General features: G+C 44.1%; 16 protein-coding genes and 3 pseudogenes. 7 read left to right on the top strand and 12 right to left on the bottom strand.

What is annotated here, in order from left to right; genetic code table 11:
• Positions 1-7: 7 nt before the first annotated feature.
• Together mobC and GW590_RS11595 are read left to right on the top strand one after the other, a co-directional pair.
• Positions 8-748 (top strand): MobC family replication-relaxation protein, encoded by a 741-nt coding sequence (mobC, locus tag GW590_RS11600; protein WP_169403326.1) that lies wholly within the window; start codon positions 8-10, stop codon positions 746-748.
• A 112-nt stretch (positions 749-860) separates the two neighbouring features.
• Positions 861-1,148 carry a hypothetical protein gene (locus tag GW590_RS11595; RefSeq protein ID WP_169403199.1) on the top strand — a complete coding sequence of 96 codons (288 nt, stop codon included), beginning with the start codon at positions 861-863 and terminating at the stop codon, positions 1,146-1,148.
• A 161-nt stretch (positions 1,149-1,309) separates the two neighbouring features.
• On the opposite strand, the pseudogene GW590_RS11590 reads toward GW590_RS11595, so the two are convergent.
• Positions 1,310-2,254: pseudogene (locus tag GW590_RS11590) on the bottom strand (ArdC family protein).
• A gap of 530 nt (positions 2,255-2,784) precedes the next feature.
• On the opposite strand from GW590_RS11590, the gene GW590_RS11585 reads away from it, so the two are divergent.
• From GW590_RS11585 to gapS4b, 4 genes are all read left to right on the top strand, one after another.
• Entirely contained in the window at positions 2,785-3,795 is a 1,011-nt protein-coding gene (locus tag GW590_RS11585) for an AAA family ATPase (protein ID WP_169403198.1), read from the top strand.
• A 74-nt stretch (positions 3,796-3,869) separates the two neighbouring features.
• Positions 3,870-4,877 (top strand): nucleoid-associated protein, encoded by a 1,008-nt coding sequence (locus tag GW590_RS11580; RefSeq protein ID WP_169403197.1) that lies wholly within the window; start codon positions 3,870-3,872, stop codon positions 4,875-4,877.
• A 4-nt stretch (positions 4,878-4,881) separates the two neighbouring features.
• Entirely contained in the window at positions 4,882-5,811 is a 930-nt protein-coding gene (gapS4a, locus tag GW590_RS11575; protein ID WP_169403196.1) for a GapS4a family protein, read from the top strand.
• A 7-nt stretch (positions 5,812-5,818) separates the two neighbouring features.
• Complete coding sequence (gapS4b, locus tag GW590_RS11570; RefSeq protein ID WP_169403195.1) at positions 5,819-6,979, top strand: GapS4b family protein; 1,161 nt, start codon at positions 5,819-5,821, stop codon at positions 6,977-6,979.
• Positions 6,980-7,394: 415 nt separating this feature from the next.
• On the opposite strand, the gene GW590_RS11565 is transcribed toward gapS4b, so the two are convergent.
• Together GW590_RS11565 and GW590_RS11560 are read right to left on the bottom strand one after the other, a co-directional pair.
• Complete coding sequence (locus tag GW590_RS11565) at positions 7,395-8,363, bottom strand: hypothetical protein (protein ID WP_169403194.1); 969 nt, start codon at positions 8,361-8,363, stop codon at positions 7,395-7,397.
• A 192-nt stretch (positions 8,364-8,555) separates the two neighbouring features.
• Positions 8,556-9,676, bottom strand: a protein-coding gene (locus GW590_RS11560) for an IS3 family transposase (RefSeq protein WP_169403193.1) whose coding sequence is annotated in 2 segments (ribosomal slippage) — positions 8,556-9,418 and positions 9,418-9,676 — 1,122 coding nt in all. Because the reading frame shifts where the segments join, the coding sequence is not laid out codon by codon here.
• A gap of 236 nt (positions 9,677-9,912) precedes the next feature.
• Here GW590_RS11560 and GW590_RS11555 point away from each other — a divergent pair.
• Complete coding sequence (locus tag GW590_RS11555) at positions 9,913-10,815, top strand: bacteriophage abortive infection AbiH family protein (protein WP_169403192.1); 903 nt, start codon at positions 9,913-9,915, stop codon at positions 10,813-10,815.
• Between the two features lie 631 nt (positions 10,816-11,446).
• Here GW590_RS11555 and GW590_RS11550 read toward each other — a convergent pair.
• The 9 genes and pseudogenes from GW590_RS11550 to GW590_RS11510 form a co-directional block, all read right to left on the bottom strand.
• Positions 11,447-12,421: a hypothetical protein gene (locus tag GW590_RS11550; RefSeq protein ID WP_169403191.1), complete on the bottom strand. Its 975-nt coding sequence runs from the start codon at positions 12,419-12,421 to the stop codon at positions 11,447-11,449.
• Between the two features lie 11 nt (positions 12,422-12,432).
• Positions 12,433-12,643: pseudogene (locus GW590_RS11545) on the bottom strand (helix-turn-helix transcriptional regulator).
• 378 nt (positions 12,644-13,021) lie between these two features.
• Positions 13,022-13,999: a coiled-coil domain-containing protein gene (locus tag GW590_RS11540; RefSeq protein WP_145526034.1), complete on the bottom strand. Its 978-nt coding sequence runs from the start codon at positions 13,997-13,999 to the stop codon at positions 13,022-13,024.
• Between the two features lie 3 nt (positions 14,000-14,002).
• On the bottom strand, positions 14,003-15,934 hold the full coding sequence (locus GW590_RS11535; RefSeq protein WP_169403190.1) for a hypothetical protein: 1,932 nt from the start codon (positions 15,932-15,934) through the stop codon (positions 14,003-14,005).
• Between the two features lies 1 nt (position 15,935).
• A complete protein-coding gene (locus tag GW590_RS11530; protein WP_169403189.1) occupies positions 15,936-18,140 on the bottom strand; it encodes a sugar kinase in 2,205 nt (734 codons plus the stop codon).
• Positions 18,141-18,559: 419 nt separating this feature from the next.
• A complete protein-coding gene (locus GW590_RS11525; protein ID WP_021536972.1) occupies positions 18,560-18,949 on the bottom strand; it encodes a hypothetical protein in 390 nt (129 codons plus the stop codon).
• Positions 18,950-19,094: 145 nt separating this feature from the next.
• The gene (locus GW590_RS11520) at positions 19,095-19,520 is read right to left on the bottom strand and encodes a hypothetical protein (protein WP_169403188.1); all 426 of its coding nucleotides are present in this window, start codon (positions 19,518-19,520) and stop codon (positions 19,095-19,097) included.
• A gap of 788 nt (positions 19,521-20,308) precedes the next feature.
• Positions 20,309-20,521: pseudogene (locus tag GW590_RS11515) on the bottom strand (transposase); the annotation flags it as partial.
• Between the two features lie 232 nt (positions 20,522-20,753).
• Complete coding sequence (locus GW590_RS11510) at positions 20,754-22,340, bottom strand: hypothetical protein (RefSeq protein WP_169403187.1); 1,587 nt, start codon at positions 22,338-22,340, stop codon at positions 20,754-20,756.
• Positions 22,341-22,353 lie beyond the last annotated feature (13 nt).

The raw sequence follows: 22,353 nt of genomic DNA, 5'->3' as shown, positions 1-22,353 counted from the left end.
GGGAATGATGCTGATCACCGCATACAGCGAACGCCAGACGCGACACCGTGAAAAAATACAACGACTGCTGAATTTCCTGAAAGAAGAAACGTACAGCGACTTTAAAACACTGATGCTGCTGTTCGGCTTCAGGGATCATAAATCACTGTATTCCCTGCTTTCAAAAGTCGAGGGCATGGGCTTGATACAAAAACATGTCCTGGTATCGCGCACGATGAAAATTTCATTATGGGGCATTACCAGTGACGGACTGGCCGTAGTGTTAACCTCCGACGATGCACTTTTTCCGGCACGGTTTGAGCCATCAAAAATTACCGGCTGGACGCTGGAGCACCACCTTGATAATCAGACCGCCCGTATCATCCTTGAGCAAAAAGGCGCATCCGGATGGATAAACGGCGATCGCACAACCTTCCTCAGTCGTTATCAGACCAGCCATCGCCCGGACGGACTGATTACCCTGCCCGGCGGCACCGTAATCGCCATTGAGACCGAGCGTCGTCTGAAAACCAGAGCCCGTTACCAGTCGATCATGGCCAGTCATTTGCTTGCCCGAACCAGTAAAGACTGGATTTACGTTTTTTATATTGTGCCGGACCCGCAGAAAAAGCGTGGCCTTGAACGGCTCTTTGACAGCATCCGGCACGTCATCGTTAACCATCAGCACATCCCGCTGGAAACCCGCCACCGGAATGTCTTTCGCATCTACACGCTCGACGAGCTACAACAGCTTGATGTAGGCCACTGAATATAGTTCTTCTGTATCACTTACAGCCCCAACCCACCCACCGGCAGCGCAACAACCTGAAATAATCCCCCTCGAAATACTCACCCAATATCAGAACAGACAGGACACCAGAATGAACAGAGAAACTGACCGACTTGCGGACGTACTGACCGAAATGAGCGCAAAAGCGCTGGTGACATGGATTACGCATTCGGCATTACAGGACATACCGCGCGAAGCATTAGTGGTTCGCGGCCACGATTTTGTATATGCCCTACAAGCAAATTTTGTGCTGCTGCGTGATGTTTTGTCAGAAACACTGGAAGATATTGAGCAGCAGAGTCATGACCTTGAAGAAAAACTGGATAATCTGGAACGGCGGCTACTTGCGCTTCAGGCAGTTGCTGGTAAAAGAGAATAGCTGTCCAATCAGCCCTGTCCGTGTGAATTTTTTATTCCGCTGTAGAGACATGACTGTTCGGTGCTCGCCTGGCTGCGCTCCGCCTCACTCATGTCTCTACAGCGTTACTGTTTTAAGCAGCCCTACACGCAAAGCCGCATTCCGTTGCGACTCCTTCCTGCTCAGATTTTATCCACCAAATAACGATGCGCTTTGGATGCCGCGCTGGCGGCCTTGAAAATATAGCGTTTGTCGTTCCTCAGTGCTTTCAGCCAGGAAGCAATATAACTTTCATGCTGAACCTCTCCGACAATCCCCAGGTCCGCCATCAGGAACGCGCTTCCAAGCTCGGCGATCAACTCCTCAAAAGCCTAATCCTCACTGCCAAACTTCCCTTTCATTTCACGATTCAGCCGACTTTTGGCTCCACTCCAGTGAACCAGCTCATGCATACCCGTAGCGTAGAAATTGGCAGCATCGCTAAAAAGACGACGTTCCGGTAAATGGATTTCGTCGGTTGATGGTGCGAAAAAGGCGTTCTGCCCCTTCTCAATGATGGTTGCACCACTGTTACGGAAAAGCGCTTCCGCCTGCGGTAACGGCTCAAAGGTCTCTGCTGGTAAAACGGCTTCATCACTCAGAGGCAAACCGTCAATTTGCTCAACATTAAACACGGTGAAAGTCTTAAGCATCGGAATATATTCAGTTTCTCCTTCGTCATTTGCCCTTTCCAGCATGGTATAGAAAATGGCTGTTGTGCCGTGTTCTCCCTTACGTACCTGCCCGCCTTCCGCTTTTGCCTGTTTGTAGGTCATCCAGCGCGAATCATTGAATCCCTGTTCTGACGCACTGCACCACAACAACATGATATTCATTCCACTGTAAGCCGCTCCAGTTGAGTAATTTGTAGGTAATCCTGACATGCCCGGTACCCGCTGCCACGGGCAGGACCACGGTTTTACACCGTCTTCAAGCGCTGTGATGATGCTCTCGGTAACTGTCTGATAAATATCCGTCCTGGTTTTAGAAAATTTCGTTTTTGAGGAGCCTGACTGCTCCAGCGGGGATACGCTGGTCGCCGCTGCGGTGTTAGGGGCGCTAGTCTGGGTATGCAGGGAAATAGTCATGATTTTTTCTCCGTCAGTGGTGTGATTTTCGTCTTCGTATCGCCTGACGGTTCGCTTTCCCGGCATCGTTCCGACCTGCAAGGGCGCAGAATGCGTGCTATTTACCCTTGCGGGACGGGTTGTGTTGGGAAACGATTAACCGGAAGCCGATACGGGAACGGAAAGCACACGGGAGAAAAAACTGACCCTGCAGATACGGATGTAGCGCCCCTTGCTCCGCAGCAGTGAAACAGGGTTAGGGCTAACAAGTAGCTATGAGCAGTAATTAGTTACATTTTTTAATATTTTAAGTATAAAATAAAACCAAAGCACAAATGATTGATTACGCATCTTTGCAACTGGAAAAATTTTGTGAATCGCTCTCTGCCTGTTTAGTTGATGGTTGATTCTGATTAGATAGTTACGAACATAAGAGCGTTAGCGAGCAGTGGCAACAGCTAATCGCCTGAATTCACAGTCATAAAAAAACCTAATGAATTGATATTAAACAAAATAAATAAATTATAAATGGGTGCAGATGAGGGGGGCTCATGCGTATTCATCAGGTTAAAATCAAGAATTTCCACTTTTTAGCTGATGCTGCGTTGGCCCTAGAAGATCATACAATTGTTATTGTCGGGCGAAGTAATAGTGGGAAAACGTTTCTGTCGGAGATAGTCCGCAGTTTTTTGGCAGATGACAGTGCAACCTTCCAGCTCGAGGATTTTTCAAGTGCCTGTTACGATGGTTTCTGTGAAAATCTGGAAGCACTGAACCAAGGAGTTGAAGAAAATGTTATTCGTGTGCTTATTCCCTCCATCGAGCTTCGACTGAAATTTCAGTATGACCCTACCCTGCCTCAACTGGGCCACTTGTCATCATTTCTCGAAAATCAGCCCACAAAGCGGTTAACCGCTGAGACCTGTGTCGCAGATTTCTGCACATTACGGAAGCGCATCTCCCATGTTTTCAACGCGAAAACATGGGCCGAGGATCCCAATGACCCCAATAATCGCCATGAATTACAAACTAGCGCATTGCGGGGTTTGGTAAAATCCGGATTTATCAGTGCTCAACGAGGACTCAATGATGCAACATCTCGAGAGTCTGATGTATTAGCCAAAACTTTAGAAGGGCTATTCGAAATAGCTTCTTCTGCATCAGTTGAGACTGCAGACAAGCAAATCGCCGATGCCTCGAAGGCTGCGGTTAAGGACATTCAAAGTCAGATTGACACGAGCTTTGGCGGTCAGCTAAAAAGCTTAGTACCTGCGCTCAAAACTTTTGGATATCCTAGGCTGGAAGGGCAAGATCTTCATACAGAACTATTGCTGGACGTTAGAAAGTTACTGTCAAACTTTACCAAAACTCGATATGCGGGATATGGAAACATCGCTCTACCAGAATCACATAATGGCCTAGGGAAACAAAATATGATATTTATACTTTTGCAATTAGCTGGCTTTTACAAGCTATTTCGTGAAGAGCCTATAGCGCACCTAATTATTATTTTTTTCGCGGATAAATTCGCTCTAGCAATTAGACATAGATTATCTTATTAAACTTAATGCAACCCCAATACTTCGTTTTTATTTATTAGTATTGGATAATTTGAAATAGAAAAAAAGGATTGAAAATGGATGTTAGTTCAGCAAAAGTAGAGAAAATAATCGTCCATAATGTAGGTAATAAAATAAGAGAAGAAGGTATAAAATTTTCGACGAGCGAAGCACTTGCTAATAAGGATCTTTCTGAGCTATTACTAAAACACTACCTTTTACCTTTATCAAAAGCAGATTCTTGCTTTGAATTTTTTCATGAGTCAGATATAAATTTAAACGAAATACATAACTTTTCAACCAAAATATTCAAAAACTCAAATAACTTCCAAGAACAATCTATAAATATCGCAAAGCATTTATACAGTTCGTCAACTCACCCCAATATATCTGGTGGTGATTTTATCATTATCCTTTTTTCTGAAATAAAGATAGATGATAAATCATGTTATGGAATTGCCGCTCTAAAAATAGAGAATAAAGACGATTATTTAGATATAGAAAACAACAAAGGAGTATTACAACCTTATGAAAAAACAGGAATATCATTAACTAAAATACAGAAAGGTGCTTTGATATTATCTAATGTAGATATAGTTTACGCAATAGATAACTTGGGTCAAAAAACAAAATTTTGGTTAGACTCTTTTTTAAAAGTAATCCCTTTAAAGACACATTCTTCATGTGTAAAAGCTAGCGGGGAAATTCTAAAATCAATTTCATCTAAAATAAACGAAACGTCATCATCCATAGCTCTTAATGATGAAATTGACAGTAAAATTAAGAGTTCTGATAAAGTATCTATAAAGGACATTAAGAATATAGCAAGAAATCATTTAAACTCTGAAGATATGGACTCTGTTTTTTCTAGCATTAGTGAAAGATACGGATTTGATTTGTCTGATGATATTGAAATTGAATCTAAAGCATTACAACCATATGCAAATAAAATATCAAAAAAGACCAAGATTGATGATGGAATAAGTTTATTGATAACCAGCAAAACACATCATGTTGAAAAAATATCAGTCACAAGAACAGATGAAAAATTGCAAGCATTAATCGAAATAAACATAAAGGAATAATGAAATGGGAGAGCCTTCAAAAAAGTCAGGAGAAATTGGAGAAAAACTTACCACACAGATTCTATCATGTATTGGATGGATAAATTCACTGCATAATGTATCGATAAAATGTAATACACCCGAACATTTATCTAAGTCAGGGAAACAGCGAACAACACATGGTGAAGACCAAATTTACATTTATCATAGTCCATTCCACGATGATACAACTACTATTGTGCATGTTTCTGTAAAAAATAATTTATCTAAATACCCTGCAGAAGGAACGTTAAAATCAAAATTCAAAGAGCATCTAAAGGAATTACAAGAGACCATTGATTGTGCGAAACATAGTCCTGAGTTAAAAGCGTTAAACACAGCTAAAATTTCGCGGAAGAACAAATTCAACGCGGGCTTACTTATTTGGCTGCACAATGATGAATCCAATATAGAATGTGATATTATTTCTATATTAGCAACAACTCGCATAGAGCAAAGTGTAAAGCATCCTGTATACGTAATTGATAATGCAAGAGCGTCATTTTTATTAAAGACAATTGACGATGTACAACGCAGATTCACTAACTGTAAAATTAATTTCTTTTATCCAAAAATAGGATCATCAATTTTAGTCGAGGAAAATCGTACAGGTACTAATTTACCCTTGGAATTAATTGCCTCAGAAATAATCCCCTTTGCCATTGAAACTGAGAATGGCGTTAACTTGATTTTCTATGCAAATCAAACATTTAGTGCTGATGTGTATAAAAAATTAATATCTTATGCATTACAATTCTCAAATGGACTTGTTAAGGAAATTAAAATTGGCATGCCTGACTATAATCCTACAAAGCATGAACAAGATAGCATTTTGGCAAGAATGACTTTTTCTAATAGAGATGAGCTAATTACACCATTTTCTTTCAACCGTTCAATACTCAGTTTATTGGAGTGATTTTATTATGGATAATAAATTTGATATAAAATCAAACATACTCTCGGGAAGTGATCTACGAATTCTTCTGAATAGTGAGCATATATCATATGGAGAAATTCATAACACATTAAAACGGAAAGGAGTATTCATTGGTGATTCAGATAAATCAATAACGGTTCCGCTTTTGTCCTCTACCCTTCTTACACCAGACCAATTTTCTCAGTTAATTGAGACGAGTGTTAACAGAGAGTCAGTTCCTAAAAATAAATCATTATCACACGAATTAACCGCTGATGGTGTTGACTGGATTTCTCCGCTTCGAGATATCTTTGATGACCAATCAAGTGGTAATAATCTTATCCTTGACATAGAGAACATTGAATTTATTGATCATCCTGACATTGTCATTGAAGATAACAAAAAAATACAAATAAAGTATAAAATAAACAGAAAAGATTATAGTAAAGACTGGATTGAGAGAGATCTTAGCTTCTCCGGAGAAATAACCATAGAGCGTATAGGAAATCAATTGAAATTAGATTTTCTAACAACGCACTCGTCAAAAGAAACTGAGAGGATAAATAAAAAAATAACGTCAAAAATATCAAAATCACTACATTCTTTGAAAATTGTCAAATCCGAAAATCCAAATGTCATTACATTTGGTTCATTTGATAATGATGAAAGAGTTAGATTCTTTAAGAGATTAACCGCAGGAATACCAAAATACTTATTTACTGGTACTGTTGATAACATAGAAATTAACCTAGATCCCAAAGGTCCAGCAATTCCAAATGATCCACAAATATCTTGGATGAAACAAACAGTTAAAAGAATAAAGATCGATGGCGATAGGCTTAATGACATCTTTCTTATATCTGATGATAAATATTATATATATTTTCATATTCAGAAAATGGAGATTGAGTATCTTTTTTCATTTGGACAAAATACAGGAAGATGTAAGGTTTCATTTTTATTTAGCACAACAAGCCGTAAAAATGACAACCCTGATGACAGTGAATTTACATTCTACAGCTCGAGGATGACGACTGATAATATCGTGAATACTGATGCAAAAAAATCCATTTCAAAAAGAATTGAGAGCACCTTAAAAGAGTTAGTAGAATTGAAGTACGATGAGATTCTTTTAGAACGTAAAGGATCAAGTACTAACACATTATAATGTTTTAGGGATTCACAGGGCACTTGCAATTATATTAATTGAGCCAACGCCCTGTGATTCCCAGACCTTTATTAAACCGCTATCAACAGATATAAACCGTTATATCGGGACATCATGCTGAAGAGTGCAGGTTATTACAATAGTGATAATTTTGATGGCCTTGATAGTCAAAAATTAACTTTAGAATATTCATCCGCAAGTAACCCAGCAAGGGCGTGCCAGTCTCCGCCGCATCAGCATCCTCGGAAAAATAAATCTTAGAGGATGGAGACGTATTAGATAAGTCTGCTCACGGAAACCTGAGCGTTTTTTTCTCTTTCGGTTTGCTAGAAAGCGGCCATAACAAAAGCGTGGACACACCATGTAATGGAATTACCTATTTTCTGCTATAAAGAATAGCGTCTAGTCCGTTTTGTTAATATTGCCAATTTACCAGTTCATAGTTGCTGAAGGGTGGTTCGTATTTCTTACACTCATGTAAACGCTCCAGCGCCTCTTCAAACACCGTTAACTCATCTGAGGTAAAACCCGACTTACTTAGCTTGCTTATGATGTACTCGTAGGTATTTCTGTGAACCGGAGGATTTTCAGCATGTAACTTACAAATATCCCTATAAAACAAGGTTCTAATATTAGTACTTATATGAATCTCATCACTTGCTTGTTCGCAAAGTTCGCTGTTAAATACGGCTGACATGTATTTGTAAAAGCTCATATCCGGTAATGCATGATAGAAAGTGTCCATCCATTCCTGAGGTACAAACTCTCGTATTTCATCTGGATGCAGACTACGAAATATTTTTCCCGAATATTCTATTAATTTAGGTATCCATTCTCTCTCGATAACCTCTTTCGTGGCTCTGTCAAATAAGGCCAACCATACCACGCGCATATACGATGGGTTAGAATCTGCATAGAAGTAAAGAATAATATTAAAGAGTAAAGATATTCCCCCCTGTTCTGATGAATGAACAAGGTCACATAAAAAAGATTCTTTTTCTTCTTCAAAAAATATAATAATGTATTCAATCGCCAACGGAGAAAGCGGATTTTTTATGTCCTTCGCGATTGATTTTACGAGGTCATACCGAAGCCCAGAATTCATGTGATACAGGCTGGTGTAAGTGTTTGCTGTTGCCGTCAAGAATACGGCTTCAAAAAGAACAGGTTCTAGCGACATCAGTATATTGACAGTCAGAGGTTTACCATCATAGTCATGCACTATGTGCTTTAGCAACACAGCAGGACAATCGTGGGTCAAAATAAGAGATGCCCAAATCCAGCTTCTGTCAGATCTGTTATCAACAACATGGTCAACAACTTCTGATTTTTCTTTATCCGACAAAATTGACCAATGATAACAAATATCCTGCAAAATTCTCATCCTCTCACCTGTCCCATTCAAGGAGAGAAGGCGTTGAATTATGTCTAACCGTTGCGTTTCGAGCTCCATCGAAATATCAGTTTTCAGCAGGGTCTCTGTCACATTGAGTGCAAAGCTATCATTGTAGTTTGTGTTATTCTCGAGAAAACTTACCCAGCTTGATTGACCTGCCCCCAGGATTAGATACAACCTTCAGTTAGTAATGTCAGTTGGTTTTTCTTCAAATTTCCCGTTTCGCCAGCCCGCTGCAAATTCAGCCGGCGTCAGATAATTCAGCGATGAATGTGGTCGACACTCGTTATAATCCTGCCGCCAGTCATTAATCGTTTTCCTGGCATGAACCATATCGCTGAACCAGTGCTCATTGAGGCACTCATCTCTGAATCGTCCATTAAAACTCTCAATAAATCCGTTCTGAGTCGGCTTGCCCGGCTGGATAAGACGCAGTTCCACTCCATGCTCAAAGGCCCATTGGTCCAGTGCGCGGCAGGTAAATTCCGGTCCCTGATCGGTTCTTATCGTCGCCGGATAGCCACGAAACAGCGCGATACTGTCGAGAATACGCGTGACCTGTACGCCTGAAATCCCGAATGCGGCGGTAATTGTCAGGCACTCCTTCGTGAAATCATCCACGCAGGTCAGGCACTTGATCCTGCGACCGGTGGCCAGCGCGTCCATAACGAAATCCATCGACCAGGTCAGGTTCGGCGCATCCGGGCGCAGAAGCGGGAACCGTTCGGTCGCCAGCCCTTTACGACGTCGTCTGCGCTTTACGCTCAGTCCGTTAAGGTGGTAAATTCGGTATACTCGCTTGTGATTAACGTGAAGGCCCTCCCGACGCAGCAACTGCCAGATGCGCCGATAACCAAAACGTCTGCGTTCAAGTGCCAGCTCAGTGATACGCCCTGATAAAAGTGCATCAACAGCCGGACGCTGGGCTTCATAGCGGCAGGTCGACAGGGACAAACCTGTAAGCCTGCAGGCACGACGTTGCGACAGACCGGTCGCATCACACATCAATATCACGGCTTCCCGCTTCTGGTCCGTCGTCAGTACTTTCGCCCAAGAGCCACCTGAAGCGCCTCCTTATCCAGCATGGCTTCGGCAAGCAGCTTCTTGAGTCGGGCGTTCTCCTCTTCAAGCGACTTAAGCCGCTTCATCTCAGGAACTTCCATGCCGCCAAACTTCTTGCGCCAGGTGTAGAAAGTGGCGTCAGAAATAGCGTGCTTGCGGCAGAGTTCCCGGGCAGAAACCCCGGCTTCGGCCTCGCGGAGAATACTGATGATCTGTTCGTCAGAAAAACGCTTCTTCATATGGATGCCCTCACGTTACTAGTGAAGACATTACTAACATCACGGTGTATTAATCAATGGGGAGCATGTCAGACACTCGCGCTCCCATTCACCAGCCTCGCCAAGCTTGATAAACTGCACTACTGTCGGGGTGATTTTTTCCATAATGTTCCGGCGGGGTTAGGGTATCTGCTGATATAAAACAGGAGATGTTCAGTTATTTCAATCCAAACTGGCAATGCGTCGTGAGAGAATCTATGCAGACGTCAACACTCTATGTCATCGGAAATGGCTTCGATCTGTGGCATTCCATCCCGTCAAGCCTGGGGCATTTTAAGGACTTCCTCCGGACATCAAGTCCGGCTATCTACCTGGACGTTGAAGAATATTTGCCCGTAGGTGATGACTGGTGTGATCTTGAAACTGCCTTAGCTGGTTTTGATGCCGACATGCTTATCGACAATCTTGGCCATTTCATGAGTTCTTACGACGATGAGGACTGGAGTGATGCCGGTCATCATGATTTTCAGTATGAGGTGAAGCAGGTAGTCGGACGCCTTTCTAAGGACCTGCGTTTCCAATTCGGAGTGTGGATCCGACAGTTGCCGATACCCTCGTTTACAAATGCACCTAACCGTCTGTCAATGCTGGATCCACAGGCTTTTTTTCTGAGCTTTAATTACACCGATACTCTCAGGCGAATCTACAGAGTCGAACCAGAGCGTGTTCTTCACATCCACGGTTCTGCTGAAACGAGGGACGATGATTTAATTCTGGGGCATGCCTGGGAACCTGGATCCCGCCGCTCTCTCAACGAAAGATCCGATATAGCAGAGATTGATACCCGGCTCATGGAAGCGAACAGCACTATTGATAACTATTTCTTCACGACTTTTAAGCCTTCACAGAAGCTCATAGCTAAACACCGGTTTGTTTTTGAGGAGTTGAGTGAAGTAAAGAAGGTGGTGATTTTGGGACATTCTCTTTCTGAAGTTGATGCGGCTTATTTCCAGGCTCTTTTTCAGCAGAAATCCGTTGCAGCGGCACAATGGGTAATAGCGTGCCGCAGCGAAGAAGAGTGGGATGAGAAATCCCGCAACCTTGAACTAATGGGTATCAGACCAGCTTCTGTCAGAAAAGCGGTCTGGGATAAGCTGTAATTGTGTCCAGCACCTGATAGGTTCGATCGTATCCCCATCTGAAACTCGAGCCAAAGAATTACGATCTCCTTTCAGAGGCAAATTAACGACAGCTTAGAGCGTAAAACTGGCGGTCAGATACTTAGAGCCTCTTAACAATCATTCATTTCACATGGACAAAATGTCCCTGGGCGGCGTCAGTCCGGCGGCCTTTGAACAGGCCTCATCGTTAGAACAGAATTTGTCTACAGGTTTGGGGTCAGTCCAACAACGGCTCGGAAGTATCTTGATTATCCGTGGCGATTCCGTTACTCCAGTTAACGGTTTGGTTAATAGCCAAGTTATGTTGCCGCACTTCTGGGTTCCGCTAAATTCATGGTTGCACAAAATCAACATGGTACGCACCAATGCAAGATAAAAGTTCCAAACCTGCTTTCGAACGTTCAGGAAGCACTAAGAAAACATTCGTTTCGAACATGAATTGATTGAGGAAATTAACAAAGCTGCTGGTCCTGGGCAGTTCAGCTCATGGGTAAAAGAAGCTAGCTGGGAAAACTAGCTAAAATAGAGATGGAGTCGACAGGGAGTAAAAAGTAAAGAATGTTCTCTCCCTGTAATAAAAGAAGCTAAGTAGTGTTTTCTAAAACACCTCTTATCTCTTCTTTTTAGGCTTAATGTGAAGTTTAATATCATTTAGCTTCTGAAATCCATTTTCAATCGCTAAAATCACAGCCGAAACGTAAATATACATTTCTTTTGCTGAGTCAACGTCTATATTATCAATTATCTCATCATCATCTCTACCATGCGCAATGGTGTTTCTAACAAGTGTATAATCGCTTAACAGTGAATTTAACTTAGAGAAAGTTTCATGGGTTGTTAATCCAGGCACTGTATCATATGCTTTTTTAAACTTATCTGAAAACCGCTCATCGGTATCTTGACCGTATATTTTTTGATTTATATAACTCTCTAATGCCGCATATGACATAAAACAGGACATTTTGAAATTATTCTCATTGAGTAATGCGTATGCTTCTATGAGTAGCTCAAAGTAAAAAGGCTGGTGGTTTTTAGCCCCTACAATATTTAACTCGCAAACAACTTCATCTGAGTTTCCATGATCCATACCCGTAGAGTAATATGAACCGCTATAAATAATCTTGCTTAAATTATTATCTATAGCATCAATTTCCATCGCCGATATATATGGCGGGTTATTACCATCCATGTGAAATATGCAATCATCAAATTCAGATAGATTTTCTTTGTGAGGGTTGCTCGCGAAATATGAATTAATAAAGTCATCAGAATTCAATGAGTTTATATTAGAAAAAGCCGCTTTGGTTGCAGGGCAAACAGAATTTATCTTTTGTTTTATTTCATCCAAAACAAAAATCTTGTTCACAATCTCCACTTCAAAAACCTTAAAGAAATCGTAATCAAATCCCCAATTTCCTTTGAAGTAATAGTTCTTTTCTGCATAGCCATCATAACCATTGGAGTATGAATAATCGGGATCGACAGATGTAGTATAAAACAACCTATATTTCTTTATAATACCCAAAGATGAATTCACCAAGTCAATATCATCACGTAAAACATCATACATTTCATTAATTTTCATTTCACACCTTATTAAATTAACCACTCACCTCTAATCCAAGCTTGCACTTCAGATAGACGATAAGCAGTAGCACCAATTTTAATACGTTTGGGGAACTTACCTTCCTTCCCAAGCTTACAGCGTGAGCTGCTCGCAAGAGTAGTCAGCCCGACAATCTTTCTCACGAATCATACGGTCATTGTTAGAAATGTTCTCAAGACCCTTTTTATCAACAACTGCCATTTTTTCATATTAGCCAGCCTTTTGTTTGAGGATTGTCACTTTTGACTCAACGCATGAGATGTTATTGAGGTAAGTCGTCCAGAGATCTAACGCTTCCAGTTTCTTCACCATAAATTTACTTCGGTTGTAAATACCCGCCACACCGGGTAATGCAAGGCCTAACTGATCTGTTCCCTATTTATTCATACAGGCAGAGGCTAGCAACGTCGGCTTCAGACACAAAGCGTACAGCCTACAACACCGTAAGGTCTGTTCAGAGCGATCTGCGGACATAGCTAACAGCATTCAACGGGGAGCAAGTCACAAGGCTGTCTAACCTTATACACAACTCAAAAAATAATGGCTCTGTCGCGTTAGACGCCACGCAATTTCGCCTTGTCAGGGAGTTAAATTTTTCCAGATGTCATAGCCGATATAAGCTAGCGTTGAGGTAGCAAACAGGGCAAAAATGATGACAACGTAGCGGAATCTACCCTGACTTGCGGCAATTTGCGCCTCCAGATAGCTCTTTTGCTGGCTCACTGCCTCGGTCAACGCCTGCTGGCTGGTTTGCAGAGACTCAATTGCCTGGGTTAGTGGGGTCAAATGCTGCACCAGTGCTGCCGGGACGTCGGAAGACAACGTTTCAAGGCTGCTTAACACTTGCCTCCGATCGCTTTCCTGCCGTTCCGCGAGCATGGTTCGCGTCGTTTGCACTCCTTGGCTCACGCCCTTGAGCTGCTGGTCAAGTTCGCTTATCGACTGCTTTATTTGCTGCTGGGCCTGCATGATACTTTCCAGCCGTTCAGCCAACCGCTGGTCACGCTCTCGCGTCGACTGTTGCTCGCTGGCATTCGCGGCGCAGGTTTCCTCCAGGAAGCGGTTAGCATTCAGCAGTTGCTGCAATAAGGCCTCAGCACTGTCGATACCCGTTTGCTGATACTGCTGTATTGCTGCCTGGACACTCTCATTTTGCTGGCCAAGAACATCCGACAGTTTTTCAAAGACCTCACCGGTCGCGGCTTTCAGCTGGCTATCATAGTGTGCCGATTGTTGGCTAAGCGCGGCACTAATATTCTGTTTTTTTTCTTCAACCTGCGTCGAAATAAAATCTCTCAGCTTACTTATCGCCCCAGGGACATCGTCGTCTTGCAGCTCACGTAACGATTTTTTCAGTGGATTAATGATTTCTTCGGTGTTTGCACCTACCGCATTAATGGCATCATTGATTTCTTCAACCTTATCTTTGGTGTCCAGAACCTCTGTGTTGAGTTTTTTTAACGAACTCTCAAGGGGATTGAGCGGCTCCTTGAGTATTTTTACCATTAACTCGGCGAGCGATTTTTCTTTATTTTTTATTTCACTGGTCACGTTCATGCCTTATCCAGAATACTTTTCAGTTAAATTCATTAAATCTTCCCGCTGATTTTTCAACGCAACGCAGGAGAAAACTTGTAATAACGCATCACAATCATCACGTTCCTGAAAGACTGAATCCAGACGCGTACTTAATGTTTTGAGATACTCTTCATCAAGAAAGTGAACAAACTGCTCGCAGCGGACAAGATCCTCTTGTGATTCAACAGCAATTCTCTTTAACTCGTCTTCGCACGATACGGCCTGTTGCTTAAGTGATATCTGTTTCTGAAGGGATTTATTCTGCTCTACCCGCAACTCCTCGAGAATTACCCCATCTTTGGTGAGTTCGCTTTTGTATTGATTATGGACGTTCTCTGCGGCAGCCATCCATTGTGAGGTCCACAACCGAATGACTTCCACTTTGGCATTATCAGCGGCATGGATGACACTGTTTTTATCCGATAAATAATTCGCAGAACTAAGATAGGTGTCGATCCAGTAGTCATTGAGCCTATAGCGAATAGCACTGAAGTTTTCATCAAGAATATCCTGAACCGCCTGTCTCGTAGGTTCAACTTTGTTGCGGGCCACTTTTTGCCAGTAGACCGCCTTATTTTTCACATCCAGCTGGATATTCTTAATTTTAGAGCAATAGTCGGCGATCATGCTATGTAAAGTGGTACATTTTTCACTGCTGTAACTTCCCTTCAATTTAAAGTTTGCGGCCTCTTCCGCAGCTTTATCGATAAGCCGTCGGCTGACAGGTAAAGCGTTATCTTTTAATAACCTCTCCGTTTTTTTTAATTTCTGCTGCGTCTGAGTAATAGCGTTTTTCCAAACCGTCAGTTTATCTTTTGTCTCTTGTTGCTGTTTTTTTAGCCCCAGCAGTTCTCTTTCGATTGCCGCCGTTTTTTCCTCCTGGATATATTTAACGCTGAGGTGGGTATCCAGGGTACTTCGCAGCCGTCCGAGTGGGCTTGTCGATGTTGCAATTTGTTCCAACAGTTCGCTACGCAAGTGGCTGACCATGGGGGCAACCCGGGCGTAAAGGGCGGTATCGTTTTCGGCCATACTCAGCCAACTGCTGCCAAACTCGAGCGGAAAGTAGAGGTTCCGATCTTTCGCCGCGTCGCTCAGGTTGCTAAAGCGTTCAATCTGTTCAATAAGGCGCTGACGTAACTGCGCGATATCGATAGCCGGATCGTTGCGAATCAGCGTCTTCACCGACTGCGCTGAGTAAGAATAGGTCGTCACGATACGAAACCGATGCGGCATCGCCTGCCAGTCCTCAATACCCGGCAGCGTGATAACCTGTGGCTGCAGGAAGCTCAAATCGTCGCCACGACCAATCAGCAGGACCAAATCAGCGAAGGGAAGATAGGTCTTCGTCATGTGATTTACATGCTTTTGCTCTTCCATATTGGCGGGATTATCACCAGGCAGATCCAGAATACGCACGCCGGGCGCTCCCGAAGTTTTTATCCTGAAAAAACGCCTCGGAATATGCACAATACAGGGAGAATCAACAACCAGTTCACCCCGTTCCATCTGCTTTCTGAGCTGCGCTAAGGTCTCTGTCATATCGTCGTCAGAGGCAAACCAGTGCGTTTTCGATTGCACAAACAATCCCCAGCGCTGGTCCGTTGAACGACGATATTCCATGGCGGTGGCGGTGGATGATTTTCCGGCTTCCCGCCGGCCGCGTAGCACGTGCGATAGCGTTGCCATCTGCTGCAGATCGATATCCATCAGGTCGAGCAGTAAGGTGGTTTTGCCGACCTGCGTCTTACCAAATATGACCACGTACGGTTCGGCATCGCTTTCCTTAAGTTGTATCCTTTCCTGAACGTCATGACTTAATGTCTTAATCAGCCGATCGTAGGCGCGAAAAGCCCACTCCGACTGCCGTGACTCTAACCGCTGCCAATAATCAATAACTTTCCCGGACGTCATCTCACTCACCACGGCTGGTGATTAATACTTGCAGGCCCGTAGCCGATGAACCCAGCTCATTGCGCAGGTCGTCGATAAGGGCATTCACATCGGCGATGGCTTTCGCGAGCCGATCCTTGCGCATCAGCATTTCGTCCATGTGATAACGCGCACGTAACGTTTCGCTAATCCGCTTACGCGCCGCGCTCATCGTGTCATCGAATTGATTGCGTAAATGCTCAATATGGTGGTCATGAACACTGGCAAGCATGACGTGTGCCTGGCTGCTCGCTTTTTTCTCAAAAGTACGCATTCGCGTTACTGCAGCCGCGGTCACGTAGGCCGCCGCCACAACGGCTGTTACCGCAACGGCAGCAGGATGCATCATCACCGGTGCGGGGGGAAGCGGTGAACCCGTCGGGTCAGCAGAAGGCTTATCCTGGCCAAAGAGCGCGCCGAGGATATCGGAATCGCCATCGCTGACAACGTCAATCGCCAGCACCGCGGCCAGTGATTTTATTGCGGTCTTGCCAAGATCAACCCCTGCGTTGAGAGTTTGAACCCCTTCTGCCGCGACGTTATCCGCGGATGTCTCGCCATCGTCCTGCTCAAGCGTGACGTAGGGCCGCAGCTCTTTGCAAATCTCAGGCATGGCGTACACAAGGCGGGTGTACTCTAGCGAGAGCACCGGGATCAATTCCACGCTCTTCCTCAGCTGTTTATTCACCACTGGAATGTTTTCCGCATTCGACGTGGCACCATGATTTAGCAACATTTTGATATTACTTATTTTTTCCGCATCCAGCTGTTCGTGTTGCACGGGCTGCCCGGCGCTATTCATATAGCCAAGTGCTACCAGCTTCTCCAGCTTCGGTGATGCAGGCAAGTTTGGGCGATCGTTGCCGTTTGGAATGGGCTTGAGTTTCGCCGCCGTCAATTGTTGCAGACTGTTCACATAGTCGTCGAAGAAATCAGCTGATGCGTCCTGCCATGAATCCTGAACCAGTTGCTGCAATTTGCCTTTTGTCTCACTGGTGGTATCAAATGCATTCGATATCCAGTTGGCAAATCCCTCATGCTCCTTGACCAGCCTACGGTCCATATTAGCCTTCGCCGCCTCAAAAGTTTTAGCGATGCACATTTTTACCTTTTTGGTATGCTCCTCCCGCAGTTCCTGCACGGCAGTGTCAAACACTTCCAGAGCTTCGGCCAGCACCTGGCTGCCATCGTCCTGGCCGCCTTGATCACTGTGGTAATACAGACGTGACTGGGTGCGGATCATATTCATGACGCGCGGCAGATCCTTACTAACAATCCCAGTAAGGTGGGTTAACTGGAGATAACGGTTGGTTTGTCCGGAAAAGTTAAGGTCGTCAATGGCCCGACGAAGGTGCGGCATCCATTCTGTTACGTATTCCGGATCGTCGGTGCCGGTTAAAATAATGTTGTTATCGGCATATTCGGCAGCGACATTGAAGGTTTCGGCCGCGCTTTTTCTTAATTCAGCTTGACGTTGCGGATTGTGGCGAAACGCTTCTGTCTTGGAGATAACAATATAAGGTTTACAATTCTTAAGCTCTTTTTCCAGCATATCTTTGATGATTTCGAGCTGCTGCTGGTTTGCCAGTCGCGTCTCATCGGTCACGATAATACAACCGCCTGCCGCTATCATCGCCTGACGCATCAGTTCCTGCCACTCACGATTTTCACGCTCTTGTTTTTCATAACCAGGAAGCAGTAACCAGGCCTGGTTATTGCGGGTAAAATAACGCTGCGGTACCTTCAGTATCGGCAGTAAATCCCCGGCATCAGGATCGCAGACCGCGCGCTGAAACTCGTTGACGTCGACGCCGATATCATCCAGCGTCAAACCATTTCCAGTTTCGACCAGGCGGCGGACATAACCCTGCGCTACTTTAGTCCCACGACTCTCGAGGATCAGTACCGGCATTTTCTCGCCGCGTCCTTCATTACTGCGTAACCAGCCGCTATTGTCATGATGCAGGTTATACAGGCTCGCCATCAGCGTCGTTTTACCCGCCCCTTGCGAGCCGCCTATCGCCACGATCCAGGTATCGGCGAGCACCTCAGCAAGCAGCAGTCGTCGCATGACCTCAAGTAATTTTTCATCAAGCTCCTCACCGTCAAGTGCGGAACAGGCCCCACGTAAACGACGCAAAGCATTATTCAGAGCCTTGAGCTGAATTTCAGGTGATTCCATTGGCATTTCTTATCCTCAGCAGGTCTTAATTATCCATCCTTATCGGTCGGCCCGTAGCCTGGTACGATAAGAACAACGGCGGTTGGTTTTGAAGTTGGAGTGAGTAACGTCCCTTTCAAAGAACCTTTTGTCCCAGCAGCATCCACGACAGTTTCGGAAAAGGTCACCGGCACAGCCACCAGTCGTACAAATGCACACGCGCTTAAAAAAGCAATGGAAGCGGTAATATGTATCGGTGATGTTCCTGTAATAATTAGCGCACCAGTCAATTTATATTAAAAATATGACCTGCTCTTCATGGATTAATACATCAGCGGCGTTAGTAAAGTCCACTCCTGGCACACGTCAAAGGTCTCATCCGCATAGTCAAATGCGCCCTGAAGGGACCAGTCGCTCACAGGCTATAATTAGAAGCTTGTGTGTAGTCACTGTAGTTGCTTCAACGGATAAGAATTGGAGCTGCTGGAACCGTCGCTGTAGGCCTCAGTAATAATGATTTTTTTACCCTCAACAGCATATCTGACCGTGCTGTCTGCAGGATCATCCCGCCAGCGACCGGTGCTGTCAGGATTGTCAGATGCCCACATCACTTGATTGCCGATAAGTTTGCACTTGATGGCCCAGCGGGTTCCATCGTTCTGTCGGATATAATGTACGTAAGCAATACCTGACTCGACTTTATCCAGCCGCATGATTTTGAGGTCACGACCGAACATTGCCGCAGAAACAGCCTTGCAAACCTGACCCACCGTCACTTCAGAAGCCAGTACCGGAGCAGCAAACACGAGCGGAACAAGAAGCAGCAGTTTCTTCATATGGATCCATCCTTTTAGTTATGTTCTTGAATAACGCTTATCGTATATTTCGGCAACCTGAAGCATTTCTTGACGAATATTTAGCATTAGGATGACAGGACTGACTAATAAAATCCCTGGCGTAATCTCACGCACTCCCTGACGGTTAGCCCTGCTCCTGCTGTGCATCCTCAGCGTGGTACGCGAACAAAACATCGGGCATGAGGCCCGTTTTCTCTATGGTTGCCAGCACGGACTGCGTTGAAGCCTCAGCGATAACCTTCATCGCTTCATCACGAATTTCGACATACGCTGGGTCTTCACGGGGCACGAAAGGCTCAAGGAGGTGGGCGATGGCTTTACCGTTAACAGAAAGGCTGAACGTGCCAGCGGCACGATCCACATTCCAGATGTAGATGAGTGGCCATAAACCCAGTTCGTCGCATTCGGCCTCACTGCGTATCCCCGGCAGATACACAGGCATTGACAGCTTTTCATCACTCAGCGTCAGCGCGATAAACTGTTGCGCCGTCAGTCGGGAACCCTGCCTGGGCGCAGCGTCAGGTTTTTTCTTTTTAAAGAATCCGAACATGGTCTTTCCTTGTTTATGATGAATCGGAGGGATAGTCACTGTCTTACAGAGCGGATGAATCAGAGCGTCACGGACCACAGCGCAGACTCGCGGTAACTCTCATTCGGCAAAAGTGATTTTTACACATTTCATGTCACCAGAAACGAGAATTACTTATCGCTTTTCCTGGCAAGATAGCCATGATGATGGCCAACACATTGCTAGCGTGGATGCTGGCACTATCACGAAGAAACGAGGGAGATTCCTTCGATTACATATGCAGCATTATTGGTTGCCGTTTTATTGGGAAGTGGAGTCGTCACTTTTCTTAACGTCCTTCTGCCCTCTTCCGCCAGATCGAACCTCATAAAGTTGTTTAGAAATCAGCAGGTATTCAATGGCAGGCCATGCTGTGGTTCACGCTGCATTTCAAAGGCGTCACCAACATCAGCAAATGCTCCGGACAAAGACGCGCTGTTCATGTGGGCCAGATGCCCAAACGTCCTCTTCCTGCTACTAACCAATCCTGTCATGCATCCATTTGATATGGCCGCTTTGAGCGAGGAGCGGAAGTTGACCGCGGTCAAATGACTAGCTAAGTCGTAGCGATACACTATTTGGATCTCAGTTATGTTGGTGTATTGTTAATATCTTACAAGTGGTTATCTGCCCCGGGAAGTAGAAATGCATCAGAAATACGTTTTTGTTAACACAGTTCCACCTGCAGAAGATTTTTGCCGTTTACGCGTCACTTCCGGAAGGTAACAGCTGAATGTCTGATGAACAGGAAACAAGACTAGAAACCGCCCTGCAAACATCTGTTTGAGGCGCCGGTTTTCATCCTCCAGATCCTTCATCTTTTTGATATCAGAGGCTTCCATGCCACCATACTTCGCTTTCCAGTTGTAATAGCTGGCTTCAGAGATGCCGGCTTCACGGCAGACATCCTTAACGGTACGTCCGGCTTCGACGGATTTCAGAACGGCAATGATCTGGTGCTCGGTGAATCGGATCTTACGCATAGCGATCTCCTCAGGTGACATAATCAGTATGTCGGAAGATCTCTAAAAATGAATGGGACGTTTTGGTGGGATACTTACAAGACCTTGGGCAGTTATGAGCGAGGAGCGGACAATGGTGCAGTTGAGCTGTTTAATTGCTCATAACTCGCTGATTCATATGATACTGGAAAAATATCTGATTGGAGCGAAAAGCAGGTACACCTGTTTTTCACTCCAATCAAATCACGCTAACTCAAGAAATATAATGTATATGCAGTTTGGGGGCCTCTTTTAGCACTTCATTCAATATTTCAGATTGAGGTTTTAGGTCAGTGATAAGATGTATGCTAATATTTGAACCAAAATGGTTTGCTCTATCTATTCCGGCCAGAAAAAGATCCACACTCTCGATATTATAAAATGATGTGTAATCAAAACGATTTATATTCTCGACATGAACATTACCCCCTCTGAGCCATATGACTTCATCGAAGGCGCCCAATACTTTATGGAGTTCTTTGATATACTCTTCAGATTTGACGAGGGTTTTCAGCATGCTCTGTGAGCCATCAACTACAAGTACAATTTGACGAGGTTCTTCATTCGCAGAATACTCATCAAGTATTGAGCTGAGTGCCCCTTTTAAAGGCGAAATATTTTGTGGTTTGAAATCATCAAGAAGTGCATAGTTTGTAGTAAAATCGACTTTATCATAGTTTAATAGTACCAGCTTACCGTCGGGGCCGATAGAATCATTATAAGCTTCAGCAACACCATCGAAATATCTCTTTTTAAGGAGCAAAAACCTCTCATTCTCAGGCATCTTATGCTGTTTGCATTCAACTATTGCTCGAACAATATTAGGAGTGAGAGCTTCCGGGTGTCCCTGAACAACTACAATGTCAGGATGAACACATTGCCCTGTCGTCCTGCGATATGAAGGTTGGTAAATAATCTGCCCTAGTGGATTCGAATTTTTTTCAGCAACTACTACTTTTTGCCCCAGTTCAAGCAAGGAAGCACCGTCAGAGGACTGTACTAGTGTAAAGCCACGAGACTCAAAGAGTTGCAGGGTGATTATCAAACACCATAGTTCGTAAATTTGCCAGCGAAATGTCCAGAATGGTAAAGCTAGAATATCTTCTAGCTTTGTACTATTATAAAATTCTTCTACTAATGGCTTTAATTCTGCAAAGTCTTCTTGTCGCCAGAGGTTTTTGCTCCGTATGGCTGACAGGTAAGGAATTGCGTCTGTCGCTCCATAATACCCATCGTCAATTAACCCTTCTTCTTTGACGTGCTTACACATATCATGAATTCTCGAAGCAACACTTGTTGGGTCTGCATCATCGGGTTTTAGTGGCATCGGGGCATATCTAATATAACCCTTTCCATCATTATGTTTACAGCAAACAGTAGCAAATTCATTACAAACCTCGTTGAATTTGTCTTTGTCAAGGGTCTTGTTGAGCAGCTTTTGATATTTCCTGAACGCTTCGAAATTTATTGCTATCGACTCCCCATTAATATTGAAATTCCATTCAATATCGAGGGCATTTTTTGATGTTCTAATTAATGTACGTTCGCAATAAATCCAAATATCTTGGAACATTTGAGAAAGCGGTTCCATTGTCTCAAGCATAGCTGTCAGATACTTCTGAGCTGTGATTTTTTTACTCTCGTCGGAAGTGATAAATTTCTCGTCCGGTATACCTAGTTTATTAGCAAGTACAACCAGTAATTCACGATCCCGTGGAGAAGGGCCATACCCCTGTGCGACTCCAAGATTTTCGGTGTACCACAGTGCTCTGTGGATTTCTGCGCATTCTTTTATTGTCATGTTTACCTTCATA

It is taken from the genome of Rouxiella aceris (assembly GCF_012933545.1).
GTDB classification, from domain to species: domain Bacteria; phylum Pseudomonadota; class Gammaproteobacteria; order Enterobacterales; family Enterobacteriaceae; genus Rouxiella; species Rouxiella aceris.
This window is presented reverse-complemented; position numbering and strand designations above follow the sequence as displayed.